The following is a 23406-nucleotide window of genomic DNA, read 5'->3' as shown; positions in this document are numbered from 1 at the left end:
AGAACTATCTACCCTGAGAAACCAGCCGGACATCCAGCAACGGATAGACCCGCCGAGCATTGGCCTGGGTGATCGCACGCAACTCGTCCTCCACGAGCCCCAATTCGCGGATGTATCGGGCGGTGTCGTCCCACTCCACCCCGGTCTTGGGGTCGACTCCGCGCACAGCGCCGAGCATCTCGGACGCGAACAACAGGTTCTCCGAAGGGATCACCCGGTGGAGGAGGTCGATTCCGGCCTGGTGGTAGACACATGTGTCGAAGAAGACGTTGCGCAACAGCTCCGAGGGATCCGGCCGGCCCAACCGTGCGGCCAGACCACGGTAACGGCCCCAGTGATAGGGCACCGCCCCACCGCCGTGTGGGATGACAAACCGCAGTTCTGGGAAGTCCTTGAACAGATCCGCCTCGATCAACTGCATGAACACGCTGGTATCGGCATTCAGATAGTGCGCGCCCAGAGTGTGGAAGTTCGGGTTACACGATGTCGAGACGTGGATCATCGCCGGAACATCGAGATCGACCAATGCCTCGTAGAGGGGATACCAGAACCTGTCCGTCATCGGGGTGGTATTCCAGTGCCCGCCGGACGGATCCGGATTCACGTTGCACCCTACGAAACCCAGATCACTTACACAGCGGCGGAGTTCGGCGATGGCTGGGCGCAGATCACCAACCGGGGTCTGGGGCAGTTGAGCCACGGCTGCGAACTCCCTAGGGAACAACTCGACCACCCGGTGCACCAGATCGTTGGACACCCGTGACCACACGGTCGCGGTCGGCTGATCGGGTACATGGTGTTCCATGCCAGAGGCTTTGGGCGAGAACAGCATCACGTCACCACCGCGCTCCCTCTGGACTCTCAGCTGGTTGCGTTCGACACTGTCGCGGATCTCTTCGTCACTGATGGACGCCAACACCGGCGTGCCCGATCCCTCATCCAGTGCCGCCAGCTGCGCTCGACGGAAGCGCCCGACCTGCTCCGGCGCGGTGGTGTAGTGCCCGTGGATGTCGATGATCACTGGACCGAATCCCGATCCTCGACATACGTTGCATAGTCCACATAGGTCAGGCCCTTGTCGTGCAATGCATCCCGCATACTCGACGTGTCGAGACTCAGTTCACCGGACCGATAGCGGCGTCGCGAGGCAAGCTCCGAGTCGTGGCGTGCCTTCGTCGCCGCCAAGACATCGACCGCCTCGGCACGAGGGACGATGACCACCCCGTCGTCGTCACCGACCACCAGATCACCCGGGTGCACCCGCTGGCCCGCACACACCACCGGGACATTCACCGAACCCAGTCGCTGTTTGACCGTCCCCTGCGCGGACACACACCGCGACCACACAGGGAAGCCCATCTCCTGCAATTCTGCGACGTCGCGACACCCTGCGTCGATCACCAGACCGCCAACCCCGCGGTAGGCCAGCGCCGTCGCCAGCAGCTCACCGAAATAACCATCCTCACAGGGTTCTGTCGGCGCCACGACCAACACGTCCCCCGGCTGACACTGCTCCACCGCGACATGGATCATCCAGTTGTCCGAGGGTGGGACCTCCACAGTGACAGCCGTGCCGCGCAGGCGGGCTCCGGAGTAGATCGGCGTGATGTACGGCGCCAGCAGTCCCACCCTGCCCTGCGCCTCGTGAATGGTGGCGACCCCGAAGGCACCGAATGCGTCCCGGACATGCGCGTCGACGCGGGGAACGTTGCGAACTACGACTGACATGACCGTCACGATTCCTTTCCGAGCCAAGGCATCAGCGAGATGTGGATGACGTCGTCGTCACCAGTCTCTCCTGCCAGCGCCCGAATGGCCTGGTCGACCTGATCCAGCGTGAAGCGATGAGTCGCCAGCTTGTGTAACGGAAAGCGTCCGGAGGCGAGCTGCTGCAGCGCCAGTTCACACGAGCGGAAACTGTGCCCCCTGGCGCTCTTGATGGTGATCGCCTTCTCCGTGAGCAGCTTGACCGGGAAGTCCGGAAACTTCGCGAGCTCGCCCTGGATCAACAGCGTGCCCTCCCGACGCTTGAGGACGTCGATCCCGAAGAGCACCGGACCGACGCCCGCCCGCGATGTGCAATCCAGCACAAAATCGACTCCCCGCCCCGCCGTCGAATTCAGCACCTGCTCAGTGGCATTCGTCTTCTCGATGTCGATCACCTCATCGGCGCCGAGTTCCAGCGCAAGGTCCAGCCGCGCCCGGTCCCTGGACGTGCCGGTGATGATGATCTTCGATGCCCCCGCCTGCTTGCAGGCCACCACCTGCGACAGCCCCTGCTGCCCCGGACCCTGTATAAGCACCGTGTCGGAGTAGCTGACGCCGGCGGCGATGAGCGCCCATTCGATACCGTTGGACAGCGGTGTGACAAGACCGGCAAGCTCCGCAGTGACCGTATCGGGAACCTTGTGCAACACCGCATTCCACGGCAGATACATGTACTCGGAGAAGCCACCCCACAGCAATCCCGGGCGATCCATCGATGTATAGCCGTAGCGCCGTGCGTCCGCATTGGTCCGCCAGTCAGTGGCTTCACAATGCCGAAACTCGCCGATCCGGCACCACTCACAGTTGTAACAACCCACGTAGTGCTCGATGAAGACCCGATCACCCTCGCAAACGCCGTGGAATCGCTTGAATCTGGCTCCCGCCTCCACAATCGTCCCGACGTTCTCGTGCCCCATTATCACCGGGTCCCCGAACGGCGGGTTCAGGTACATCTTCACGTCGGTGCCGCAGATCCCCGCGACCTCGATGCGTAACAGTGCTGAATCTTCGTCGATCGTCGGCATGGGGACAGAGCGCAGCTCCGTCATGCCCGGTGCTGTTCGAACCGCCGCGAGAACCTGATCTGCCATTGGCACCCCTTGAGATCTTGATTTTGGTCCTTTTGAATAATGGTAAGGCCAACATACCAGCCAGCAATGCCGACCCGTAAAGACCGGAGACACAGGTGACTGAAACAAAACCCACGCTGCGCACCCTCACTCGCACTCAAGGCAACAACGCCGCCCTGAAGCGGGGCGAGGTTCAGATCGACAGCGCCACGCTGAAATTCGAGGAGGTCGACCCGCTGGTCCGGGGCTTTCGCAGAATGGTTCGCGGGCTGGACTTCGACGTCAGCGAGATGGCGCTGACAACCTACCTGACCGCACGCGAGCACGGCGTCGAATTCACTGCCCTGCCAATCTTCTTGGTTCGCGGCTTCCACCACGCGGCAATCGCGTACAACACCACATCCGATATCCGCAGTCCTCGGGACCTAGAGGGACGACAGGTGGGCGTCAATCGCGGGTACACCGTCACCAGCGGCGTCTGGGCCAGAGGAATACTGGCCGAGGAGCATGGGGTGCAGCTCGACAGCGTGACATGGGCACCCTTCGGCGACGAGCACGTTGCCGATTACCGTCCGCCGGCCAACGTGCGCGCCATCGAAGGCGGAAACCTCACCGAGATGCTGACCTCGGGAGGTATTGCGGCGGCGGTCGGCGCCGAGATCGAGCACCCCGATGTCGCCCACCTCATCCCCGACCCCGGGCAGGCCGCGGTAACCGCGCTGGCCGAGCGGGGGTTTTACCCCATCAATCACCTGGTGGTCGTCAAGAACAGCGTTCTCGACCAATTCCCCTCTGTGGCAGTCGATCTCTTCAACGCGTTTGCCGAGAGCAAGCTTCGATACGTGGAGCAGCTGCGGTCGGGTGCGGTCGAAACTCTCACCTCGACAGACCAGATGTACCTCAGGGTCGCCGAAGTCACCGGTGGCGACCCACTCCCGTACGGTATCGAGCCCAACCGGGGCATGCTGACCCAGCTCGTGGAATTCGCTACTGCACAAGGAATTCTGAGGAATCCGGTTGATATCGACGAGGTATTCGCGCGGGACACACGCGGCCTGGCCGCCTGACCCGGCCGGGTCAGGCGACCGCCACGATGTGATCGCGAAGCGCGGCAGAGCCGTCGGCCGCGACCTCCGGCGGGATGGTCGCGCCGATGGTCAGCGCCTTGCGGACGGCCATGTAGTCGGCCCCGGCGTTGACCGCATCAACCGCCAGCAACCGGGAGTCGCGATAGTAGACCACCGAAAACGATTCCGCGGCCGGATCCCCACGGACCACCGCGGTGTCGTAGCCCAGCGACAGGCCGGCGATCTGGAGCTTGAGGTCGAACTGGTCCGACCAGAACCACGGCACCGGGTCTATCCGCCCAAGGACGCCCAACAGGGCACCCGCCGCGGTCTTGGCCTGGCTCACCGCGTTCTGCACCGATTCCAACCGGACCTGACCGGCTCCACCCAGCGGATGGGGCTGCACTGTGCAGTCGCCGGCGGCGACGATATCGGGATTGCTGGTGCGGGCGTAGCTGTCGACCACCACTCCTGCGAGACAGCGCAGCGAGAGCTGCTCCGCCAAGCTGGTGTCCGGTACCACTCCGATGCCGACCACCACAAGATCGGCAGTGAGACACGAATTGTCGTCCAACTGTACGCCGATGACGCGGCCCTGCTGGCCGTCAACCGCAACCACTTGCGCACCGAAACGGAGTTCTACGCCCCGGCGGCGGTGCGCCGCGGCGTAGAACTCCGATACTGCGGGGGCGACGGCCCGGCCGATGAGCCTGTCGGACATCTCGACGACCGTCACCGACTTTCCCAGGCCGCGAAGGACAGCTGCCGCCTCCAATCCGATGAATCCTCCGCCGACGACCACAACCGACTGCGCATCGAGCAGGTCGCCGCGTAATCTGTGCGCTTCGCCGAGGTTTCGCAAGTAGTGCACTCCACCGAGATCACAACCCTGTACCGACAACCGCCGCGCCTCGGCGCCGACTGCCAACGCAAGCCGCTCGAACGCCAGAGCGCGACCACCGACGGTGTGCGCAACACCCGACGGGCCGTCACCGTCCAGAGCCAGATGCTCGACCCGCTCTCCCACGATCACCTCGATACGCTTGTCGTCCAGGACCTTCGGCGCCCGCAGCAGAATTGAGCCTTCTGCGACGTCACCCTTGAGATAGGCCTTCGACAGGGGCGGGCGCTGATAGGGCAGATGCGGTTCGTCACCGACGAGTGTGATCGGTTTGTCATAGCCGGCTTCCCGGAGCGACAGGGCCAGCTGTACTCCTGCTTGACCGGCACCGACCACGAGCGTGCCGGGAGAGCTCATCCCTGCACCTCCGGGACGTGGACTCTCAAGCCATCAAGGCACTCTGTCATCGCGATCTGACATGCCAGGCGGCTACCATCTCGGCGGTCGGCGACACCCATGTCGAGGAGGTCCTCCTCCATGTCCCCGACGGGGCCTAGACGGCCGGCCATCTCCTCCTCGACATAGACGTGACACGTTGCACAGCTGCAGTTTCCACCACATTCCCCGATGATCCCGGGTATGCCGGCCCGCACCGCCGCCGACATCACCGACTCCCCTGGCTGCGCGTCCACTACCCGTTCTTCACCGATAAAGCACACGAAAACGACTTTGGCCACATTGCCTCCTCCACAGTAAATTAATTGGTCTTACCATATTACTTCAGTGATTTTTCGCGGTGCTTACTTCCCGATTGGTGTTACCATATGTCCATTATGTACGAAAGTGCACCTCGACGCCGGCGGTTGATCCTTCTGCGGCACGGCGAATCCACAGCCAACGCCGAGGACATCTTCGGCGGTTGGCTGGATTACGCGCTGACCGATTCGGGGAAACACCAAGCCGCAGAAGCGGGCCGCCTGCTTGCCACCTCCGGGTTGATCCCCGATGTGGTGCACACGTCGCGTCTGAGTCGTGCGATCGACACCGCCCGGATCCTCATCCGCAGCTCTGGTGCGCAGCCGAGCATCGCTGAGACCTGGCGACTGAACGAGCGTCATTACGGCCTATTACAGGGCAGATCACGAGCTTCCGTGAAAGCAGAGTTCGGACAGGAGCAGTTCAGCAGCTGGCGGCGGTCCTACGATGCCCTCCCGCCGGGGCTGGATCGGCAAAGCCCGTCGCATCCCCGTTACGATCCGCGGTACCGCACACTACCGCCGCTTGAACTCCCCTGTTCGGAGGCACTCGCCGATGTCCGGCGTCGAGTGGTGCCCTACTGGCAAGATGTCTTGGCGGCACATCTCCTCGATCACCGCACCACGCTTGTTGTTGCCCACAACAACTCACTGCGCGCCCTCTGCATGCACCTCGACGACCTCACACCTGACGAAGTGCAGTCGGTGGACATTCCCACCGGGGTTCCGTTGCTCTATCTGCTCGACACATCGCTGCGGCCGCTCGAACGCGGCGGCAAGTATGTGCAAGCAGGGATCCCGGCTGCCGACTCGCGCCGCTTACCTCGATAAACCCGACAGCAAGCCGACGCCTAGATGGGGAGTTGAGAAAGTGCCCTCACCGCTGAGAGAGTTCGCCGTCAGCGTCTACTCTACAACCGGAGTGCCGGACGCCTGTCTGCAACTCCAGGACCGCCGCGGGGTCGACGTCAACCTGTTTCTGCTCGCCGCATTTCTCGGCGCGGCACAGGGCTGCGCCACCGCTGAGACGACTCTGGCAGAGGCCCGCCGCATCATCGAGCCGTGGCACCGGGAGGTCATCGTCGCACTGCGGACGGTGCGCAGGCGGCTGAAGTCGGGACCCTACCCCGCCCCGAGCCCCGCCTCCGGTCTGCTGCGAAAGCAAGTCGCCGATGCCGAACTGGAGGCAGAGTTCATCGAGCTGGATTGCCTGTCGCTGCTGTGCGAAGCTCCAACACAAGAACTTGGATTCGATGAGCGGCGGCGATTCGCAACCTCGGCAATGCGTTCGCTACTCGATGAGATCGCCCAACCGCTCGACCCAGCCGATAGTCGGGCCATCTCCGCAATTGCCGAGTCCAGTTCACTGGTCGCCATCCAAATGGCCAAAGCGCAGCAGGTATCCGAACGCAAATAGAGAAGGCTTGGGGATTTTCACTCGGCGGGCGGGCTTCCACCCGACTCATTCAGAATCGCGCCCTCCATGATTCGAACACTAGCTCGAGGCACCGACAGGTAGCCGTTGCACTGTGACATTCGAGACTCAAGTGGCGCAAGAGATTTCACCTCCACCGAGTTCCTAAGGTCGAGTTCATCTGGATGGCACCAGGATTTGAGGCGCGGCCCGTTCAATGAGCCCATGGACAGCAGCCACCCCGTGAACGCCGGCAGTGAAAGTGCCGCACCTGGGATCGTCAACCCTGACGACGATGCATTCGCCGCAGTCGAGATGACCGACGAACTCCAGGGCGGACAGCTCGACACCGAACACCTCGACGCCGGACAGCCCGAGCCCGAAACCGTGCGCACCGCAGTCGTCCTGCGGGAGGTCATCGAGCGTCAACTGGTCGCCTGCCGGACGCTGAGCGTGCAGATCACCTACGCCGCCACCGACATCACGGCGGCCGCCGTCGAGTCACCGGCACGGGTCATCTCGGCGGTCCGCGACGGTGCCACGCTGCCGGAGGCCATCGGACAGACCGGCGAGCTGTTCCAGGATGCCGCCGCCGAGGCGGGCAGTCGGCTCCGTGCGGCCGTCGGCAACTACGTCAACTCCCAGTCCGGGCTCTCGGATGCGCTCATCGTCGGCACCGCCGAAATCGCGGGCGCGGTGGCGCGGGCCCACGGCGCCGTCGCCGCCGGCGCATTCGATGCGGCCTTCACCGTCGCCACGGTGGTCAGCAAAGGCGGGGACATCCGCGATGCCGCCGAACACGAATGGCAGGACCTGCTGACCTCAGCGGCCTCGGCCCGCGACGAGATCGACGATGCCCTCAGCACCGCCGGTCATGCCCTCAGGGATGCGGTTCCCAGCTGATCTCAGCCCGGCACCGCGTCTTCATCGGGTTCCGGCCCGAAGACAAATCGCCTGCCGGTGATCTGCTCCGGGATGACCCGGACAAAACGCAATTTGCGGGTGGCGATCCACGGGTACAGCCCGGCCTGTTCGGCGTCGTGGATCTCGTCGGCACCGAACAGCACCTTCGCCGCACCGCGGACGATCACACTCCACCCTCGTGCCACATCGTGGTCGTCGGCTTCGAACAACACTTGGTCATTGGTGACTGCGCCAAACAGCTTGGTGCCCTCGGCAGTTCGGAACAACACGGTGCGGTGCTGCACCACGAAGTTGACCGGGAAGATCTCGGCGCGGCCGTCGACCACCGTCACCAGACGTCCCAGATGCACGCCCGACAGCAGCTGCCAACTCTCGTCGTCCCCGAGCGCGGTGACTGGTTCATCCATAGGGTCATCTTCGCTGACGCACCCGCGGCCGCCAAGGGCCGCAGGACCCTCATCTCAGGGTCGTTCGATCTTCAGTGCCGGTGCGGCGGGTGCACCCGGGTGCTGACACTGATCCGGTTCCAGGCGTTGATGACGGTGGCCATCGCAATCACCTGGCCCAGCTCCGCCTCGGTGAAGACCGCCGCCGCCCGGGCGTACACCGCGTCGGACACGTGGCCGCCGCGGGTCAGATCGGTCATGTCCTCGGTCAGAGCCAGCGCGGCCCGCTCCTGCTCGGAGTAGAGGTCGCCGGCCTCCTCCCACGCCGAGAGAAGGTAGATGCGCTGCTCGGTCTCACCCTGCTTACGAGCGTCATGGGAGTGCATGTCCAGGCAGAACGCGCAGTGGTTGAGCTGCGAAGCGCGGATCTTGATCAGCTCGGCGAGGGTGGGGTCGACGCCCTTGGCCGCCGCTGCAGACAGCGTCATCATGGCCTCGAAGAATTCAGGTGAGACGCGGTTCAGATTGATGCGATTGGTCTTCTCGACTGTCTGTGTCATGGCTCCACCGTAGGACGACAAAGGCCTACTCTGATGGTTCAATTCAGCCATGGTTACCTGGGCCAATTGGGATCTGCACCTCGACCTGAAAGACGCCCTGACGCCGGGAAGCCGAGGCGTCCGCGAGGTGCTGCTCAGCGCCCTACGGGAGGCGGTGCGCTCCGGCAGGCTCGCCGCGGGAACCACGCTGCCACCGTCGCGGGCACTGGCCGGCGACCTCGGATTGGCCCGCAACACCGTGGCCGATGTCTACGCCGAACTCGTCGCCGAAGGCTGGCTCGCGGCACGCCAGGGCGCGGGCACCTGGGTGCTGGACCCCGGGCACCTCAAACACCAACGCACCGAAGCGGCCGCTGCCCGGCCCCGCGGTGCCACCGCCGCCCCCATCCACAACTTCCTGCCCGGTTCACCGGACGTCTCACAATTCCCACGATCGGACTGGCTGACCTCTGTCCGGCGCGCGCTGAACGCCGCCCCCAATGAGGCGCTGCGGCTGGGAGATCCGCGCGGGCGTCCCGAACTCCGGCAAGCCGTCGCCGACTACCTCGCGCGTGTCCGCGGCGTATGCACCGATCCCGAGTCGGTGGTCATCACCGCGGGCACCCGGCACTCGATCGAGGTGCTGGCCCGACTGTTCGGCCCCACCCGGCCGATAGCGGTAGAAGCCTACGGCCTGTTCATCTTTCGGGACTGTATCGGCGCCGCCGGCGGATCCACGGTACCCATCGGATTCGACCAGCTGGGCGCCGTGGTCGACGACCTGGACGACGTGGACACCCCCGCCGTGCTGGTGACACCGGCACACCATTTCCCGCACGGTGTGCCATTGCACCCCAACCGGCGCTCCGCCGTCGTGGGCTGGGCCGAACGCGCGAATGGCTATGTACTGGAAGACGATTACGACGGCGAATTCCGCTACGACCGCCAGCCAGTCGGCGCTCTGCAGAGCCTGGACCCGGCGCGGGTGATCTATCTGGGATCGGCGAGCAAAGCCCTGTCCCCGGTGCTGCGCCTGGGCTGGATGGTGGTGCCCACCGGCCTGGTCGACGCGGTGGTCGCCGCCTCCGGCGGCCAGCAGTGGTACGTCGACGGCATCACCACGCTGACAATGGCCGACTTCATCGTTTCGGGCAGCTACGACAAGCACATTCGCCGGATGCGTCAGACCTACCGGCGCCGGCGCGACCTGCTGGTAACCCGGCTGGCACCCTTGGCGCCCGACGTCACCGTCACCGGACTGCCGGCCGGCCTGCACCTGCTGGTGACGCTGCCCGACGGTGCCGAACCCGAGTTGTTGCGGCGCGCCGGGGAGGCCGGAGTCGGCATCGCCGGACTGTCGCGGCTACGACACCCGCTCGCGGGTGCCGGCATCGCGCGACCCGACGCCGTCGTCGTCAACTTCGGCGCCCCCGGTGACCACGCGTTTCCCCACGCTGTCGACGCTCTGCTCAACGTGGTGACTAGCACCTTGCATTGAGCTTTGCCACACTCATTCGGATGCCGAAGAGCTCCCTGCCCGCACACCCGATCGGAGCCCTGGACACGTGGCCCTCCCTGGCCAACTGGCAGGTAGCCGGCGTGACCCTGGCGGCAATCGGCAGCGCGGTGTTCGGTGGTGTCGCCACGCTCATCGGCACCCTGCTACTGGCCCCGGTGGTCTATGCCCTGGCCCGGTTGCACAGCAGTTATCCGCAGGCCCGCTGTACGTCGGAGCTGATCGCCACGCCGCTGGGCGCCAGGTTCGGCCACGTGACCTCGACACTGCAGATTGTCGCCTACACGTTGCTGGCCGTCGGTGCGGCACGGACGGCCGGACTGTGGCTGACAGCCGTCGTATTCAACAAACCCGAACAGGTGACAGGCTGGCCGTGGCCGGTGTTCTCCCTGGCGGCGCTGCTGGTGGCCGCCGTCGTCGTCTATGCACTACCCACCGCGATACTGGTGTCGGTGGCCGCGGTCCTGGCGGCCGTCGCCGTGCTGATCTACTTCTACCTCGGGCTGGCGGTCACGGCGTGGCGGATGTCCGACAACACAATTCCCTACGAGATTCCGGCGCTCGTCGAGATTCCCGGCGTGGCAGACGATCTGGCCGGCTGGGCCGCGCTGGCCGGAATGGCGCTGGTGGTCACCGGATTCGAAGTGGCGACAGTCCGGAATCGGCGGCTGCGGTCGGGGTGGCCGATGGCAGTGGCGCTTGGTATCACCGCCTTCTGCGCCCTGACGGTGTGGTTGGCCGGCCCTACCAACCTGGCACTTGCGGTCAATGACCTCCTCGGACGCACCGGGGAACTCTTCCTGAACACCGCCGGCGTCGCACTGGCCGCTGCTGCCCTACTGGTGCTGCTGTGGGCGGCGATCACGGTTCTCCGTCAACGGCTGCATGCCCCTGGCGGTCCGCTGGCGATCAGCCTGCTGACCCTGGTCATGGCCTGGCTGGTGGTGCTGCTGTGGTTCGATCCGGCCAACCTCGCGAGCTCCGTCCGCAGCGTGCCCGCGCTACTGCTCATGGTGGTGTATGTGCTTGTCGCCCTGGCCTTCTCCCGACTTCCACAGACCGGGGAGACGGGCTGGTGGCTGCGGGTTCCGCCGGTGACACTCCTGGCTGCCGCAGTCGCCCTGCCGGTGCTCTACGCCGGTTTCACCGCGGACGTCCTGGTCGATGTCGCCCTTGCCGCCGTCGTCACCGGCGCCGCGTTTGTGGCCGCGGCGTTGCTGAACCCCCGAGGAGAACCCAACCTCGGCCGGCAGCGCCCCTCACCGTAACGTCGTCAGCTCGGCATCCATGTTGGCGCGGGCCGCGGCCTCCCACAGCCGTTGGCCCAGCGGGGTCCGGTACAGCCCCGGCCCGGCCAACAGCGCTTCGATCACCGCGGCACGACCGGCACGGAACGCCTCATCGGAAACATGCGCATACTCCTGGCGGATCAGCGCCGAGTTGCGCCGGTACTGCTCCCTCGGCAACGCCAGCACCGCAAGATCGGCATCGGAGAGCACCGCACCGTTGCGGTCATCGGGGGCCGGGTCGTGCTCGACGGTCATCCGCACCAACCGGGCCACCTCGGCGACAAACGCCGCCGACACGCCAAGTGCCGTCAGATCCTCCTCGGCCAACCGGGCGCTGCGTTCCTCGTCGTCGGGACGGCCGGCGTACACGGCATCGTGGTACCAGGCGGCCAGCCGCACCGCGTCCACATCGGTGGCGTGGTCGGCAAGCTCGTCGATATAGGACAGCACCTCGCGTAGATGCGACAGGTCGTGGTACCGGCGATGCGGCTCCGACCAACATTCCAGCAGTACCCGGCCGGTCGCTGTCACTTCCGTGACTTGCACAGCTCGACCGGCATGACGCGACACCGTCGCATCCCAGAGCTGAAGCAGATCCTGCACGCGCCCATTCTTACAGCCAGATCCAGAGCTCGGTCGACGATGCGGCGCGGGGCACACCCGCGAAGCGAGAGACCCGACAAGCCGGGGAGAGCGGAGCCGGGCGACGACACGCCAAGCTAAGCTTCCGGCGATGGCCGAGCCCCCGATGCCCCCGAACCTGAGCCTCGGGACCCAGATCTGGCGCTTCCTGGTGACCGGCGGCCTGGCCGCAGTAGTCGACTTCGGCCTCTACGTGCTGCTCTACCGTGTTGTCGACGTGCAGCCGGACCTGGCCAAAACCGTCGGATGGATCGCGGGAACCACGACGGCGTACCTGATCAACCGACGCTGGACCTTCCAGGCGCCACCGAGCCGGGCCCGACTCATCGCGGTCTGGGCGCTCTACATCACAACCTTTGTCGTCCAAGTCGGACTCAACCACGTGTTCCTTCGGGTGTTCGATTACTCCCCGACCGGTGTGATCATCGCGTTTGTCATCGCGCAGGGCACTGCAACCGTCATCAATTTTGTCGTCCAGCGCGCGGTGATCTTCCGGCTGCGTTGACCTGATCGATGCGCCATTGCTGGCCGCGTCACACCTCGGCGGAGTCGTTCCGCCAGCCAGGGGCGGTACCCTACGTCTCGATGTTCAAGACGACCACCCGCCAGTTGAGCGGCTGGGGACGCACGGCGCCCTCGGTCGCCGAAGTGGTGTCGACCCCAGATGCCGAAGAGATCGTCAGAGCCGTCAGCCAGGCCGGCCCACGAGGGGTGATCGCCCGCGGACTGGGCCGCTCCTATGGGGACAATGCCCAGAACGGCGGCGGCCTGGTGATCGACATGCCGGCGCTGAACCGCATCCACTCCATCAACGCCGACACCGCCACCGTGGATCTCGACGCCGGGGTCAATCTGGACCAGCTGATGAAGGCCGCGCTGCCATTCGGCCTCTGGGTCCCCGTGTTGCCCGGCACCCGTCAGGTCACCATCGGCGGGGCCATCGCCTGCGACATCCACGGCAAAAACCATCACAGTGCCGGCAGCTTCGGCAATCACGTGCGCTCGATGGATCTGCTGACCGCCGACGGGCAGGTACGCCATCTGACACCCGAGGGCGACACGGCCACCCTGTTCTGGGCCACCGTCGGCGGCAACGGGCTGACCGGGATCATCCTGCGGGCCGCCATCGAGATGACACCGACGGAGACCGCGTACTTCATCGCCGACGGTGACGTCACCGCCAGCCTGGACGAGACCATCGCCTTCCACAGCGACGGCAGCGAAGCCGACTACACGTACTCGAGTGCCTGGTTCGACGCGATCAGCGCGCCACCGAAACTGGGCCGCGCGGCGATCTCCCGCGGATCGTTGGCCACCCTGGACCAGCTGCCGGCCAAGCTGCGCAAGCATCCACTGAAATTCGATGCGCCGCAGTTCTTCACAGTGCCCGACGTGTTCCCCAACGGGTTGGGGAACAAGCTGATCTTCGGCGCCATGACCGACGTCTGGTACCGGAAGTCGGCCAGCTATCGCGGTAAGGCCCAGAACCTGACGCAGTTCTATCACCCACTCGACATGATGGGTGAGTGGAACCGCGCCTACGGTCCCGCCGGCTTCCTGCAATACCAGTTTGTGGTGCCGACCGAAGCGGTCGACGAGTTCCGGCGCATCCTCCACGACATCCAGCGTTCCGGGCACTACTCGTTTCTCAATGTGTTCAAGCTGTTCGGCCCGGGAAACCAAGCACCGCTGAGCTTCCCGATCCCCGGCTGGAACGTCTGCGTGGATTTCCAGATCAAGGCCGGACTCAGTGAGTTCGTCAGCGAGCTGGACCGCCGCGTGCTGGAGTTCGGCGGCCGGCTGTACACCGCCAAGGACTCCCGCACCACCGCCGAGACCTTCCATGCCATGTACCCGCGGATCGACGAATGGATCGCGGTGCGCCGCAGCGTCGATCCCGACGGCGTGTTCGCCTCCGATATGGCCCGACGTTTGGAGCTGCTCTAGATGGTGTTCGATGCAACCGGTAACCCCCAGGCGATCCTGCTCCTCGGCGGTACCTCCGAGATCGCCCTCGCGATCGGCCAGCGTTACCTGCGCAACGCCGGCGCCCGGGTCGTGCTGGCCGACCTGCCCGGTCATCCGCGCAAGGATGCCGCGATCGAAGCGCTGCGCGCCGCGGGCGCCAAGTCCGTCGAGTGGGTCGACTTCGACGCCCTGGACACCGAGAGTCACCCCGCGGTGATCGACGCAGCTTTCAAAGACGGTGATATCGATGTGGCCGTCGTGGCTTTCGGCCTCCTCGGCGACGCCGAAGAACTGTGGCAGAACCAGCAAAAGGCCGTGCAGATCGCCGGGATCAACTACACCGCAGCCGTTTCCGTCGGTGTGCTGCTCGGCGAGAAGATGCGGGCGCAGGGGTCCGGCCGGATCATCGCGATGAGCTCGGCCGCCGGTGAACGGGTGCGGCGGTCCAACTTCGTCTACGGGTCCACCAAAGCCGGCCTGGACGGTTTCTACCTGGGCCTCGGAGAGGCGTTGCGCGAGTTCGGTGTTCGGGTACTGGTGATCCGGCCCGGCCAGGTGCGCACGACGACCACGATCGAACACTGGAAAGCCACCGGAGCCAAAGAGGCGCCGCTGACCGTGGACAAGGAAGACGTCGCCGAACTGGCCGTCACCGCATCGGCCAAAGGCAAGGATCTGGTGTGGGCTCCCGGCGCATTCCGGTACGTGATGATGGTGTTGCGGCACATCCCTCGGTCCATCTTCCGTAAGCTGCCCATCTGACATGAGGAACGCGCTGGTCAGCATCACCCAGATGGTGCTGGCGGCCGTGATCGCCGTCGTCGTCTCGGCAGTCACACTGGTCGCGATAAGCCGGGTGCAGTGGCCGGCGTTCCCGTCCAGCAACCAGCTGCACGCACTGACCACCGTCGGTCAATTCGTCTGTCTGACAGCGCTGGTCGCCGCCGGCTGGTGCTGGCGGACCGGCAGGCGGCGGTTGGCGACGGGTACCGCGTGGGTGTTCCTGCCCACCTTTGTGGTCGCGACGCTGGCCATGCCGCTGGGAGCGACCAAGCTCTACCTGTTCGGCATCTCCGTCGACCAGCAGTTCCGCACCGAGTACCTCACCCGGTTCGCCGACAACCCGGCGCTGCGCGATATGACCTACGCCGGGTTACCGCCCTATTACCCGCCCGGCTGGTTCTGGCTCGGCGGGCGGGCCGCGGATATCGCCGGCATGCCCGCCTGGGAAATGTACAAACCGTGGGCCATCACCTCGATCGCGATCGCCGTGGCACTGGCGTTTGTGCTGTGGACCCGGCTCATCGAGTTCACCAAAGCCCTGATCGTGACCACCGCAACGGCCGCGGTGACGCTGGCCTACGCCTCCCCCGAGCCGTACGCCGCGATGATCACCATGCTGCTTCCGCCGGTGCTGATCCTGGCCTGGTCGGGACTGCGGGGCGCAGTGCGGACGAGCGACGAGGACGAAGCGGGCCCATCGGGCACCGGCGGTTGGGCCGCGCTGGTGGGCGTCGGGATCTTCCTCGGGGTCACCGCCACCTTCTACACCCTGCTGCTGGGCCTGGCGGCGATGACCGTCACGGTGATGGCCGTGGTGCTCGCGGTGTCGCGGCGCAGCTTCGAACCGCTGCTACGCCTGACGCTGGTCGCCGCGATATCGGTGGCCATCGCCCTGATCACCTGGCTGCCGTTCCTGCTGCGCACCATGCTCGAACCGCTGTCGGGAACCGGCAGCGCCATGCACTACCTGCCCGCCGACGGCGCCGTGCTCACCTTCCCGATGCTGCAGTTCAACCTGCTGGGAGCACTGTGCATGCTCGGCGCCATCTGGCTGATCGTCCGGGCACGATCCTCGGTACGCGCCGGCGCCCTGATGATCGGCATGCTGACCATCTATCTCTGGTCGCTGCTGTCGATGCTGACCACGCTGGCCGGCACCACCCTGCTGTCCTTCCGGCTGCAGCCCACGCTGACAGTGCTGCTCACCACCGCCGGAGTCTTCGCCTTCCTGGAGATCAGCGTGGCGGCCGCCGCGCGGTGGGGCCGCAAACTGCTGCCGGTGGCGGCGGCCATCGGCCTGGCCGGCGGCATGGCCTTCAGCCAGGACATCCCCGATGTGCTGCGCCCCGATCTGGCCGTCGCCTACACCGACACCGACGGCCACGGCGAACGCGGTGACCGCCGGCCCCCGGGCGCCGAACAGTATTACGCCGAGATCGACAGCATCATCAGAGAACGGACTGGCCGGCCGCGCGACGAGACCGTGGTGCTGACCGCCGACTACAGCTTCCTGTCGTACTACCCCTACTTCGGGTTCCAGGGCTTGACCTCGCACTACGCCAACCCGCTGGCCCAGTTCGACGCCCGCGCCGCCGAGATCGAGAGCTGGGCCGTCCTCGAGCGCAGCGACGAATTCCTGGCCGCACTCGATGACCTGCCCTGGGAACCGCCGACGGTGTTCCTGATGCGCCACGGCGCCGGCACCGGATCCGGTGCCACCTACACCCTGCGGTTGGCCGAAGACGTGTACCCCAACCAGCCCAATGTCCGCCGCTACACCGTCGAACTGGCTTCGGCGCTCTTCGACGACCCGGAGTTCCACGTCGAGACCGTCGGGCCGTTTGTGCTGGCTATCCGGAATCCCAGTTGATGAGCGGGCAATTACCATCTACCTCCGTGCAAGCCAAGGGGTCTGATTACCGGACGGCAAAGATGGTCGCCGTCGTGACCGGACTCCTGGGCGCGCTGGTCGCCCTGGCCACCCCGTTCCTGCCGATCACCCAGACCACCGCCGAACTGAACTGGCCACAGAACGGCGTACTCGACAGCGTCACCGCACCCCTGATCGGCTACGTCGCCACCGACCTGGACATCACCATCCCCTGCTCGGCCGCGGCCGGACTCACCGAAAACCGGACAGTGCTGCTGTCCACCGTGCCCAAACAAGCCCCCCAGGCCGTCGACCGTGGCCTGCTGATCGAACGCGCCAACAACAACCTCGTTGTGGTCGTCCGCAACACGCCCGTGGTCAGCGCACCGATGCAAGCGGTACTGGGCCCCGACTGCCAGCGGCTGGAATTCAGCGCCCACGCCGACACCGTGACCGCCGAGTTCGTCGGCCTCACCGAAGCCGACAACCCCGCCACCACATCCGAGGACGAGAGCAGCCCGCTGCGCGGCGAACGTGGCGGCTACGACTTCCGGCCGCAGATCGTCGGAGTCTTCACCGACCTGGCCGGCCCCGCCCCGCCCGGCCTGGAGTTCTCCGCCACCATCGACACCCGGTACAGCAGCTCCCCCACGCTGCTCAAGCTGGTGGCGATGATCCTCGGGACGGCGCTGACCATCGCCTCCCTGATCGCCCTGCATCGGCTCGACACCGCCGACGGCATGCACCACCGCCGGTTCCTGCCGCCGCGCTGGTGGTCGGTGTCCGGCCTGGACGCCCTGGTCGTCACGGTGCTGGTGTGGTGGCACTTCGTCGGGTCCAACACCGCCGACGACGGCTACATCCTCACCATGGCGCGGGTGTCGGAGAACGCCGGCTACATGGCCAACTACTACCGCTGGTTCGGAACCCCCGAGGCGCCGTTCGGCTGGTACTACGACCTGCTCGCCCTGTGGTCCCACGTCAGCACCGCCAGCATCTGGATGCGGCTGCCCACCCTGCTGATGGCCCTGGCCTGCTGGTGGATCATCAGCCGCGAAGTGATCCCGCGCCTCGGCGACGCCGTCAAACACAGTCGCGCCGCGGCGTGGACCGCGGCGGGCATGTTCCTGGCGGTGTGGCTGCCGCTGAACAACGGCCTGCGGCCCGAGCCCATCATCGCCCTCGGCATTCTGCTGACCTGGTGTTCAGTGGAACGCGCCGTGGCCACCAGCCGGCTGCTGCCGGTCGCGGTGGCCTGCATCATCGGGGCGCTGACACTGTTCTCCGGGCCCACCGGCATCGCGTCGATCGGCGCACTGCTGGTCGCGATCGGCCCGCTGCTGACGATCCTGCGGCGGCGCTCCAGCCAGTTCGGGCTGCTGCCGCTACTGTCGCCCATCCTGGCCGCCTGCACCGTGTCGGCGATCCTGATCTTCCGCGATCAGTCGTTTGCCGGTGAGATCGAGGCCAGCTCGTTCAAATCCGCGGTGGGACCGAGCCTGGCCTGGTTCGACGAACACATCCGCTACGAGCGGCTGTTCATGGCCACCCCGGACGGGTCGATCGCCCGTCGGTTCGCGGTGCTGGCAGTGCTGCTGGCGCTGGCGATCTCGGTGGCCATGGCGCTGCGCAAGGGCAAGATCCCGGGCACCGCGGCAGGCCCGAGCCGACGCATCATCGGCATCACCATCATCTTGTTCCTGGCGATGATGTTCACCCCGACCAAATGGACCCACCACTTCGGGGTGATAGCCGGACTGGCCGGATCGTTGGGGGCGCTGGCCGCCGTGGCCGTCACGGCGCACGCGATGAAGTCCCGGCGCAACCGCACGGTCTTCGCGGCCGTGGTGCTGTTCACGGTGGCCCTGTGCTTCGCCAGCGTGAACGGCTGGTGGTACGTCTCCAACTTCGGTGTGCCGTGGTCGAATTCGTTCCCCCAATGGAAGTTCGGATTCACCACCATCTTCCTGGGCCTGTCGGTGCTGGCACTGCTGGCCGCGACGTACATCCATTTCTCGAAAAGCGGGGAACGGCCCTGGCGCCCCACCCTGTTCGGCCGGATACTGCACTCGCCGTTGGCCATTGCAGCCTGGGCGTTGGTGCTGTTCCAGGTGGTGTCGCTGACCATGGCGGTGGTCGGGCAATACCCCGCCTGGACCGTCGGCCGATCCAATCTGCAAGCGCTGACCGGCAAGACCTGCGGTCTGGCCACCGACGTCATGGTGGAACAGAACGCCAACGACGGGATGCTGACTCCGATCGACGCCGAAGTGGGCGAGGCGCTGGGCGCCATGATGTCGCTCGGATTCTCCCCCAACGGAATTCCCACCGACGTCTCCCCCGACCCGGTGACCGACACGTCCAGCAGCGACAACTTCGCCGACTCCGACGGCTCCTCCGAGGAAACCGGGGAAGCCGGAACCGAAGGTGGCACCACCACCACGACCGGCATCAACGGCTCCCGAGCGCGGCTGCCCTACGAGCTCGATCCGGCCACCACCCCGGTGCTGGGCAGCTGGCGCTCCGGGGTCCAGCAGCCGGCCTTCCTGCGCTCCGCCTGGTATCAGCTGCCGCCACGCGAAGAGGCCGGACCGCTACTCGTGGTGTCGGCGGCCGGCCGCTTCGACCAGCGCGACATCCAGGTGCAGTGGGCCGGACCGGACGGGGAGCCCGCCGGCCAGATCGGGTTCGCCGACGTCGGCGCCGCCCCGGCATGGCGCAACCTGCGCGCTCCGCTGGACGCCATCCCGGCCGACGCCACCCAGATCCGCCTCATCTCCACCGAGGACGACCTGGCCCCCGACGCCTGGCTGGCGGTGACCCCGCCGCGCATCCCGGCGCTGCAGACCCTGCAGGACGTGGTCGGCTCCACCGATCCGGTGCTGCTGGACTGGCTGGTCGGTCTGGCCTTCCCCTGCCAACGCCCGTTCGGCCACCAATACGGTGTCACCGAGGTGCCCCAGTGGCGGATCCTGCCCGACAGGTTCGGCGCCGAATCCAACTCGCCGGTGATGGACAACCTGGGCGGTGGCCCGCTCGGGATCAGCGAGCTGCTGTTCCGCGCCGAGACCGTGCCCACCTATCTGCAGGACGACTGGTCCCGCGACTGGGGTTCGCTGCAGCGGCTGGTGCAGTACTACCCCGGCGCGGAGCCCGCCCGGCTGGATCTGGGCACCCAGACCCGCAGCGGATTCTGGAGCCCGGCCCCGCTGCGGCACTAGCCGTGACGGAGGCGGCTGACAGGCCAAAACACCGGCTTGATCGCATCCGGAACGGGTAGTGGCGGCCTGGCGGCGTGGACCACACAAATAAGTCGCCTACCATCGAGCCTCGTGCCCGCACACCGTTTAGCCCGTCTGATCGCTGTCGTTGCGGGCATTGCAGGGCTACTGCTGTGCGCGCTGGTTCCCCTGCTGCCGGTCAAACAGACCACCGCCACCGTGCTGTGGCCGCAGGGGCTGGGCTCCGACGGATTCATCTCCGACGTGACCGCACCACTGGTGTCCGGCGCTCCGCAGTCGCTCGACATCTCCATCCCGTGCCAAGCCGTCGCGACCCTGCCCGCCGAGGGCGGCGTCGTCGTCTCCACGGTGCCGGCCGACGGTATCGACGCCGGCCGCAACGGCCTGTTCGTCCGCGCCAACGCCGAGAGCGTTGTTGTTGTCGTCCGGGACACCGTGGCCGCCGTCGCCCCCCGGGCCGATGTCGAGGCCGGCGCCTGCAGCGTCATCCACGTCTGGGCCGACATCAGCGGCGTCAACGCCGATTTTGTGGGCATCCCCGACGCCAGCGGAACCCAGCCCGCCGAGAAGCGGCCCCAAGTGGCCGGCATCTTCACCGATCTCGAGGTGGCACCGCAAGACGGGTTGTCGGCCCGCGTCGACATCGACACCCGTTTCATCACCTCGCCGACCGCGCTCAAGCTGATCGCGATGATCGTCGGCACCGGCGCCGTCATCGCCTCCGTGGTGGCGCTGGGCCTGCTGGACCGCCGGATCCGCGCGCCGGGCAGGTGGCGGCGGTTCCTGCGGGTCGGGGTCGTCACCTGGATCACCGACATCGGGGTGATCGCCACTCTTCTGCTGTGGCACATCATCGGCCCCACCTCGAACGACGACGGCTACAACCTGACCATCGCGCGGGTGTCTTCGGAGGCCGGCTACACCACCAACTACTACCGCTACTTCGGCGCAACCGAAGCACCGTTCGACTGGTACCAGTCGGTGCTCGCCCAGCTGGCCTCGATCAGCACCGCCGGCGTGTGGATGCGGATCCCGGCACTGCTGGCCGGGATCGGCACCTGGCTGGTGCTGAGCCGCTGGGTGCTGCCGCGCCTGGGCCGGCGGATCGCCGCCAACCGGGTGACGGTGCTGACCGGGGCCGCGGTGTTCCTGGCGAGCTGGTTGGCGTTCAACAACGGACTGCGTCCCGAACCGCTGATCGCGTTCGGCGCCGTCGTGGTGTGGATGCTCGTCGAGAACAGCATCGGCACCCGCCGATTGTGGCCGGCCGCCGCCGCCATCATCGTCGCCGTCTTCTGCGTCACCCTGGCGCCACAAGGCCTGATCGCGATCGCCCCGTTGCTGGTCGGCGCACGCGCCATCGCCAAGGTGATCGCCGCCCGCCGCGGCACCCTCGGACTGACCGCCCAGCTGGCTCCGCTGGTCGCGGCGGCCTCCCTGCTGTCAGTGGTGGTGTTCCGCGACCAGACGTTGGCCACCGTCGCCGAATCGGCCCGCATCAAGTACGTCATCGGCCCGACGATCCCCTGGTACCAGGATTTCCTACGGCCCTACTTCCTCACCGTCGAAGACAGCATCGACGGCTCCCTGACCCGTCGCTTCGCCTTCTTTGTGCTGCTGCTGTGCGTGTTCGGCATCCTCGCGGTGCTGATGCGGCGCGGCGGTGTGCCCGGAGCGGCCAACGGTCCCGTCTGGCGGCTGATCGGGACGACGCTCGTCAGCATGCTGCTGCTGACCTTCACCCCCACCAAGTGGGCCATCCAGTACGGCGTGTTCGCCGGTCTGGCCGGAGCGCTGGGAGCGGTCACCGCGTTTGCGTTCTCCCGGGTCGGACTGCACAGCCGCCGCAACCTGGCGCTGTATGTGACCGCATTGCTGTTTGTCCTGGCCTGGGCGACCTCCGGCTGGAACTCCTGGTTCGACATCGGCAACTACGGGGTGCCCTGGTTCGACCGGCCGCCGGTGATCGCCGGCCGTCCCGTCACCTCGATGTTCCTGGTGCTGGCGATCGGGACCGCACTGGTCGCCGCGTGGCTGCACTTCCGGATGGACTACGCCGGGCACACCGAAGTCAAGAACAACAAACGCAACCGGGTGCTGGCGAGCACACCGCTGCTGATCGTGGCGACCATCATGGTGATCCTGGAAGTCGGCTCCATGGTCAAGGGCGCGGTGCAGCGCTACCCCGCCTACACCAACGCCTCGGCGAATGTGGCGGCGCTGACCTCGAAGAGCAGCTGCGCGCTGGCCGACGCCGTCCTCGTCGAAAGCGACACCAACGCCGGCATGCTGTCCCCGGTGCCCGGCCAGGAATACGGCGAGTACGGGCCGCTCGGCGGGCAGGACCCGGTGTCCTTCAAACCCAACGGGGTCAGCGACTCACTGGACGCCGTCGAACCCACCTCGATCAAACCGGGAACACCGAACTCCGACGGCTCACCGAACAAACCCAACATCGGCAGCGGCTATCAGGCCGGCACCGGCGGCGGCTATGGCCCCGAAGGTGTCAACGGCTCGACGGTGTTCCTGCCGTTCGGCCTCGACCCCGCCACCACCCCCGTGATGGGCAGCTACGGCGAGAACACCGTGGCGGCCGAGGCCACCTCAGTCTGGTATGAACTGCCCCCGCGTACCGAGGACCGGCCACTGGTCACGGTCGCGGCCGCCGGTGCCATCTGGTCGTTCAACGAAGAGGGCGAGTTCAGCTACGGCCAGTCCCTGAAACTGCAGTGGGGTGTCCGCGGACCCAACGGTGAGTTCACCGAGCTCGACGAGGTCCAGCCCATCGACATCGCGCCGCAGCGGGCCTGGCGCAACCTGCGGTTCCCGCTGGCGTGGGCGCCGCCGGAGGCCAACGTCGTCCGGATCGTCGCCGACGACCCCAACCTGTCCGAAGATCAGTGGTTCGCGTTCACCCCGCCGCGGGTGCCGGTGCTGCAGACCGCCGAGGAATTCCTGGGCGACAACACCCCGGTGCTGCTGGACCTCGGCATCGCCGCGAACTTCCCCTGCCAGCGCCCGTTCTCGCAGCGCCTCGGCATGGCCGAACTCCCGGAGTACCGCATCCTGCCCAACTTCGCCCAGATGCAGTCATCGTCGAACCTGTGGCAGAGCGCCGCCGACGGCGGCCCCTTCCTGTTCATCCAGGCACTGCTGCGCACCGCCACCATCCCGACCTACCTGCGTGACGACTGGTACCGCGACTGGGGTTCCATCGAGAGCTACGAACGGGTGGTGCCGGCGGCGGAGTCGCCGACGGCCGTCATCGACGAGGGCACCACACAGGTGTTCGGCTGGAGCCGGTCCGGACCGATTCGAGCCCTGCCGTGACCG

20 protein-coding genes are annotated in these 23406 nt (G+C 66.4%); 12 read left to right on the top strand and 8 right to left on the bottom strand.

The window, feature by feature from the left end; genetic code table 11:
* Positions 1 to 4: 4 nt before the first annotated feature.
* The 3 genes from WBB07_RS15300 to WBB07_RS15290 are packed head-to-tail and all read right to left on the bottom strand — an operon-like array spanning position 5 to position 2858.
* Entirely contained in the window at positions 5 to 1021 is a 1017-nt protein-coding gene (locus tag WBB07_RS15300) for an amidohydrolase family protein (protein ID WP_526309109.1), read from the bottom strand.
* Positions 1018 to 1728, bottom strand: coding sequence for a 4-carboxy-4-hydroxy-2-oxoadipate aldolase/oxaloacetate decarboxylase (locus WBB07_RS15295; RefSeq protein ID WP_526309107.1), 711 nt, complete (start codon positions 1726 to 1728; stop codon positions 1018 to 1020). Before WBB07_RS15295 ends, WBB07_RS15300 begins: the two co-directional genes overlap by 4 nt.
* Positions 1729 to 1733: 5 nt before the next feature.
* Positions 1734 to 2858, bottom strand: coding sequence for a zinc-dependent alcohol dehydrogenase (locus WBB07_RS15290; protein WP_526309105.1), 1125 nt, complete (start codon positions 2856 to 2858; stop codon positions 1734 to 1736).
* Positions 2859 to 2953: 95 nt separating this feature from the next.
* On the opposite strand from WBB07_RS15290, the gene WBB07_RS15285 reads away from it, so the two are divergent.
* Entirely contained in the window at positions 2954 to 3904 is a 951-nt protein-coding gene (locus WBB07_RS15285) for a substrate-binding domain-containing protein (protein ID WP_526309103.1), read from the top strand.
* 10 nt (positions 3905 to 3914) lie between these two features.
* Here the strand turns inward: WBB07_RS15285 and WBB07_RS15280 are convergent, their stop codons facing one another.
* Together WBB07_RS15280 and WBB07_RS15275 are read right to left on the bottom strand one after the other, a co-directional pair.
* The gene (locus tag WBB07_RS15280) at positions 3915 to 5162 is read right to left on the bottom strand and encodes an NAD(P)/FAD-dependent oxidoreductase (RefSeq protein ID WP_526309101.1); all 1248 of its coding nucleotides are present in this window, start codon (positions 5160 to 5162) and stop codon (positions 3915 to 3917) included.
* Positions 5159 to 5482, bottom strand: coding sequence for a 2Fe-2S iron-sulfur cluster-binding protein (locus WBB07_RS15275; protein ID WP_526309099.1), 324 nt, complete (start codon positions 5480 to 5482; stop codon positions 5159 to 5161). Before WBB07_RS15275 ends, WBB07_RS15280 begins: the two co-directional genes overlap by 4 nt.
* A gap of 96 nt (positions 5483 to 5578) precedes the next feature.
* Between WBB07_RS15275 and WBB07_RS15270 the strand changes: the two genes are divergently transcribed.
* The 3 genes from WBB07_RS15270 to WBB07_RS15260 all read left to right on the top strand — a co-directional run bounded on the left by WBB07_RS15270 (position 5579) and on the right by WBB07_RS15260 (position 7817).
* Positions 5579 to 6331: a 2,3-bisphosphoglycerate-dependent phosphoglycerate mutase gene (locus tag WBB07_RS15270; RefSeq protein WP_526309097.1), complete on the top strand. Its 753-nt coding sequence runs from the start codon at positions 5579 to 5581 to the stop codon at positions 6329 to 6331.
* Positions 6332 to 6371: 40 nt separating this feature from the next.
* The gene (locus tag WBB07_RS15265) at positions 6372 to 6917 is read left to right on the top strand and encodes a TIGR02444 family protein (protein ID WP_526309095.1); all 546 of its coding nucleotides are present in this window, start codon (positions 6372 to 6374) and stop codon (positions 6915 to 6917) included.
* 222 nt (positions 6918 to 7139) lie between these two features.
* Positions 7140 to 7817, top strand: coding sequence for a hypothetical protein (locus tag WBB07_RS15260; RefSeq protein ID WP_526309093.1), 678 nt, complete (start codon positions 7140 to 7142; stop codon positions 7815 to 7817).
* A gap of 2 nt (positions 7818 to 7819) precedes the next feature.
* Here WBB07_RS15260 and WBB07_RS15255 read toward each other — a convergent pair whose 3' ends face one another.
* Both WBB07_RS15255 and WBB07_RS15250 read right to left on the bottom strand, forming a co-directional pair.
* Positions 7820 to 8245, bottom strand: a complete 426-nt coding sequence (locus tag WBB07_RS15255; protein WP_526309091.1) for a pyridoxamine 5'-phosphate oxidase family protein — start codon at positions 8243 to 8245, stop codon at positions 7820 to 7822.
* Between the two features lie 71 nt (positions 8246 to 8316).
* A complete protein-coding gene (locus WBB07_RS15250) occupies positions 8317 to 8784 on the bottom strand; it encodes a carboxymuconolactone decarboxylase family protein (protein ID WP_526309089.1) in 468 nt (155 codons plus the stop codon).
* 49 nt (positions 8785 to 8833) lie between these two features.
* Here WBB07_RS15250 and pdxR point away from each other — a divergent pair, with 49 nt between their 5' ends.
* Together pdxR and WBB07_RS15240 are read left to right on the top strand one after the other, a co-directional pair.
* Positions 8834 to 10261, top strand: a complete 1428-nt coding sequence (pdxR, locus tag WBB07_RS15245; protein WP_526309087.1) for a MocR-like pyridoxine biosynthesis transcription factor PdxR — start codon at positions 8834 to 8836, stop codon at positions 10259 to 10261.
* A 20-nt stretch (positions 10262 to 10281) separates the two neighbouring features.
* Positions 10282 to 11547, top strand: a complete 1266-nt coding sequence (locus tag WBB07_RS15240) for a hypothetical protein (protein WP_526309085.1) — start codon at positions 10282 to 10284, stop codon at positions 11545 to 11547.
* Here WBB07_RS15240 and WBB07_RS15235 read toward each other — a convergent pair.
* Positions 11539 to 12171 carry an HD domain-containing protein gene (locus tag WBB07_RS15235; RefSeq protein ID WP_526309083.1) on the bottom strand — a complete coding sequence of 211 codons (633 nt, stop codon included), beginning with the start codon at positions 12169 to 12171 and terminating at the stop codon, positions 11539 to 11541. The genes WBB07_RS15240 and WBB07_RS15235 overlap by 9 nt on opposite strands.
* A 145-nt stretch (positions 12172 to 12316) precedes the next feature.
* Here WBB07_RS15235 and WBB07_RS15230 point away from each other — a divergent pair, with 145 nt between their 5' ends.
* From WBB07_RS15230 to WBB07_RS15205, 6 genes are all read left to right on the top strand, one after another.
* Positions 12317 to 12715, top strand: coding sequence for a GtrA family protein (locus WBB07_RS15230; RefSeq protein WP_526309248.1), 399 nt, complete (start codon positions 12317 to 12319; stop codon positions 12713 to 12715).
* 80 nt (positions 12716 to 12795) lie between these two features.
* Positions 12796 to 14157 carry a decaprenylphosphoryl-beta-D-ribose oxidase gene (gene dprE1 / locus WBB07_RS15225; protein ID WP_526309081.1) on the top strand — a complete coding sequence of 454 codons (1362 nt, stop codon included), beginning with the start codon at positions 12796 to 12798 and terminating at the stop codon, positions 14155 to 14157.
* Complete coding sequence (dprE2, locus tag WBB07_RS15220; RefSeq protein ID WP_526309079.1) at positions 14158 to 14940, top strand: decaprenylphospho-beta-D-erythro-pentofuranosid-2-ulose 2-reductase; 783 nt, start codon at positions 14158 to 14160, stop codon at positions 14938 to 14940.
* A gap of 1 nt (position 14941) precedes the next feature.
* The gene (locus WBB07_RS15215) at positions 14942 to 16831 is read left to right on the top strand and encodes an arabinofuranosyltransferase (protein WP_526309078.1); all 1890 of its coding nucleotides are present in this window, start codon (positions 14942 to 14944) and stop codon (positions 16829 to 16831) included.
* Positions 16831 to 20052: an arabinosyltransferase domain-containing protein gene (locus tag WBB07_RS15210; protein ID WP_526309076.1), complete on the top strand. Its 3222-nt coding sequence runs from the start codon at positions 16831 to 16833 to the stop codon at positions 20050 to 20052. Before WBB07_RS15215 ends, WBB07_RS15210 begins: the two co-directional genes overlap by 1 nt.
* A 111-nt stretch (positions 20053 to 20163) precedes the next feature.
* Positions 20164 to 23403: an arabinosyltransferase domain-containing protein gene (locus WBB07_RS15205; protein ID WP_526309074.1), complete on the top strand. Its 3240-nt coding sequence runs from the start codon at positions 20164 to 20166 to the stop codon at positions 23401 to 23403.
* Positions 23404 to 23406: the final 3 nt, after the last annotated feature.

The sequence above is a fragment of the Mycobacterium sp. genome, from assembly GCF_049647605.1.
Classification (GTDB): domain Bacteria; phylum Actinomycetota; class Actinomycetes; order Mycobacteriales; family Mycobacteriaceae; genus Mycobacterium.
This window is presented reverse-complemented; position numbering and strand designations above follow the sequence as displayed.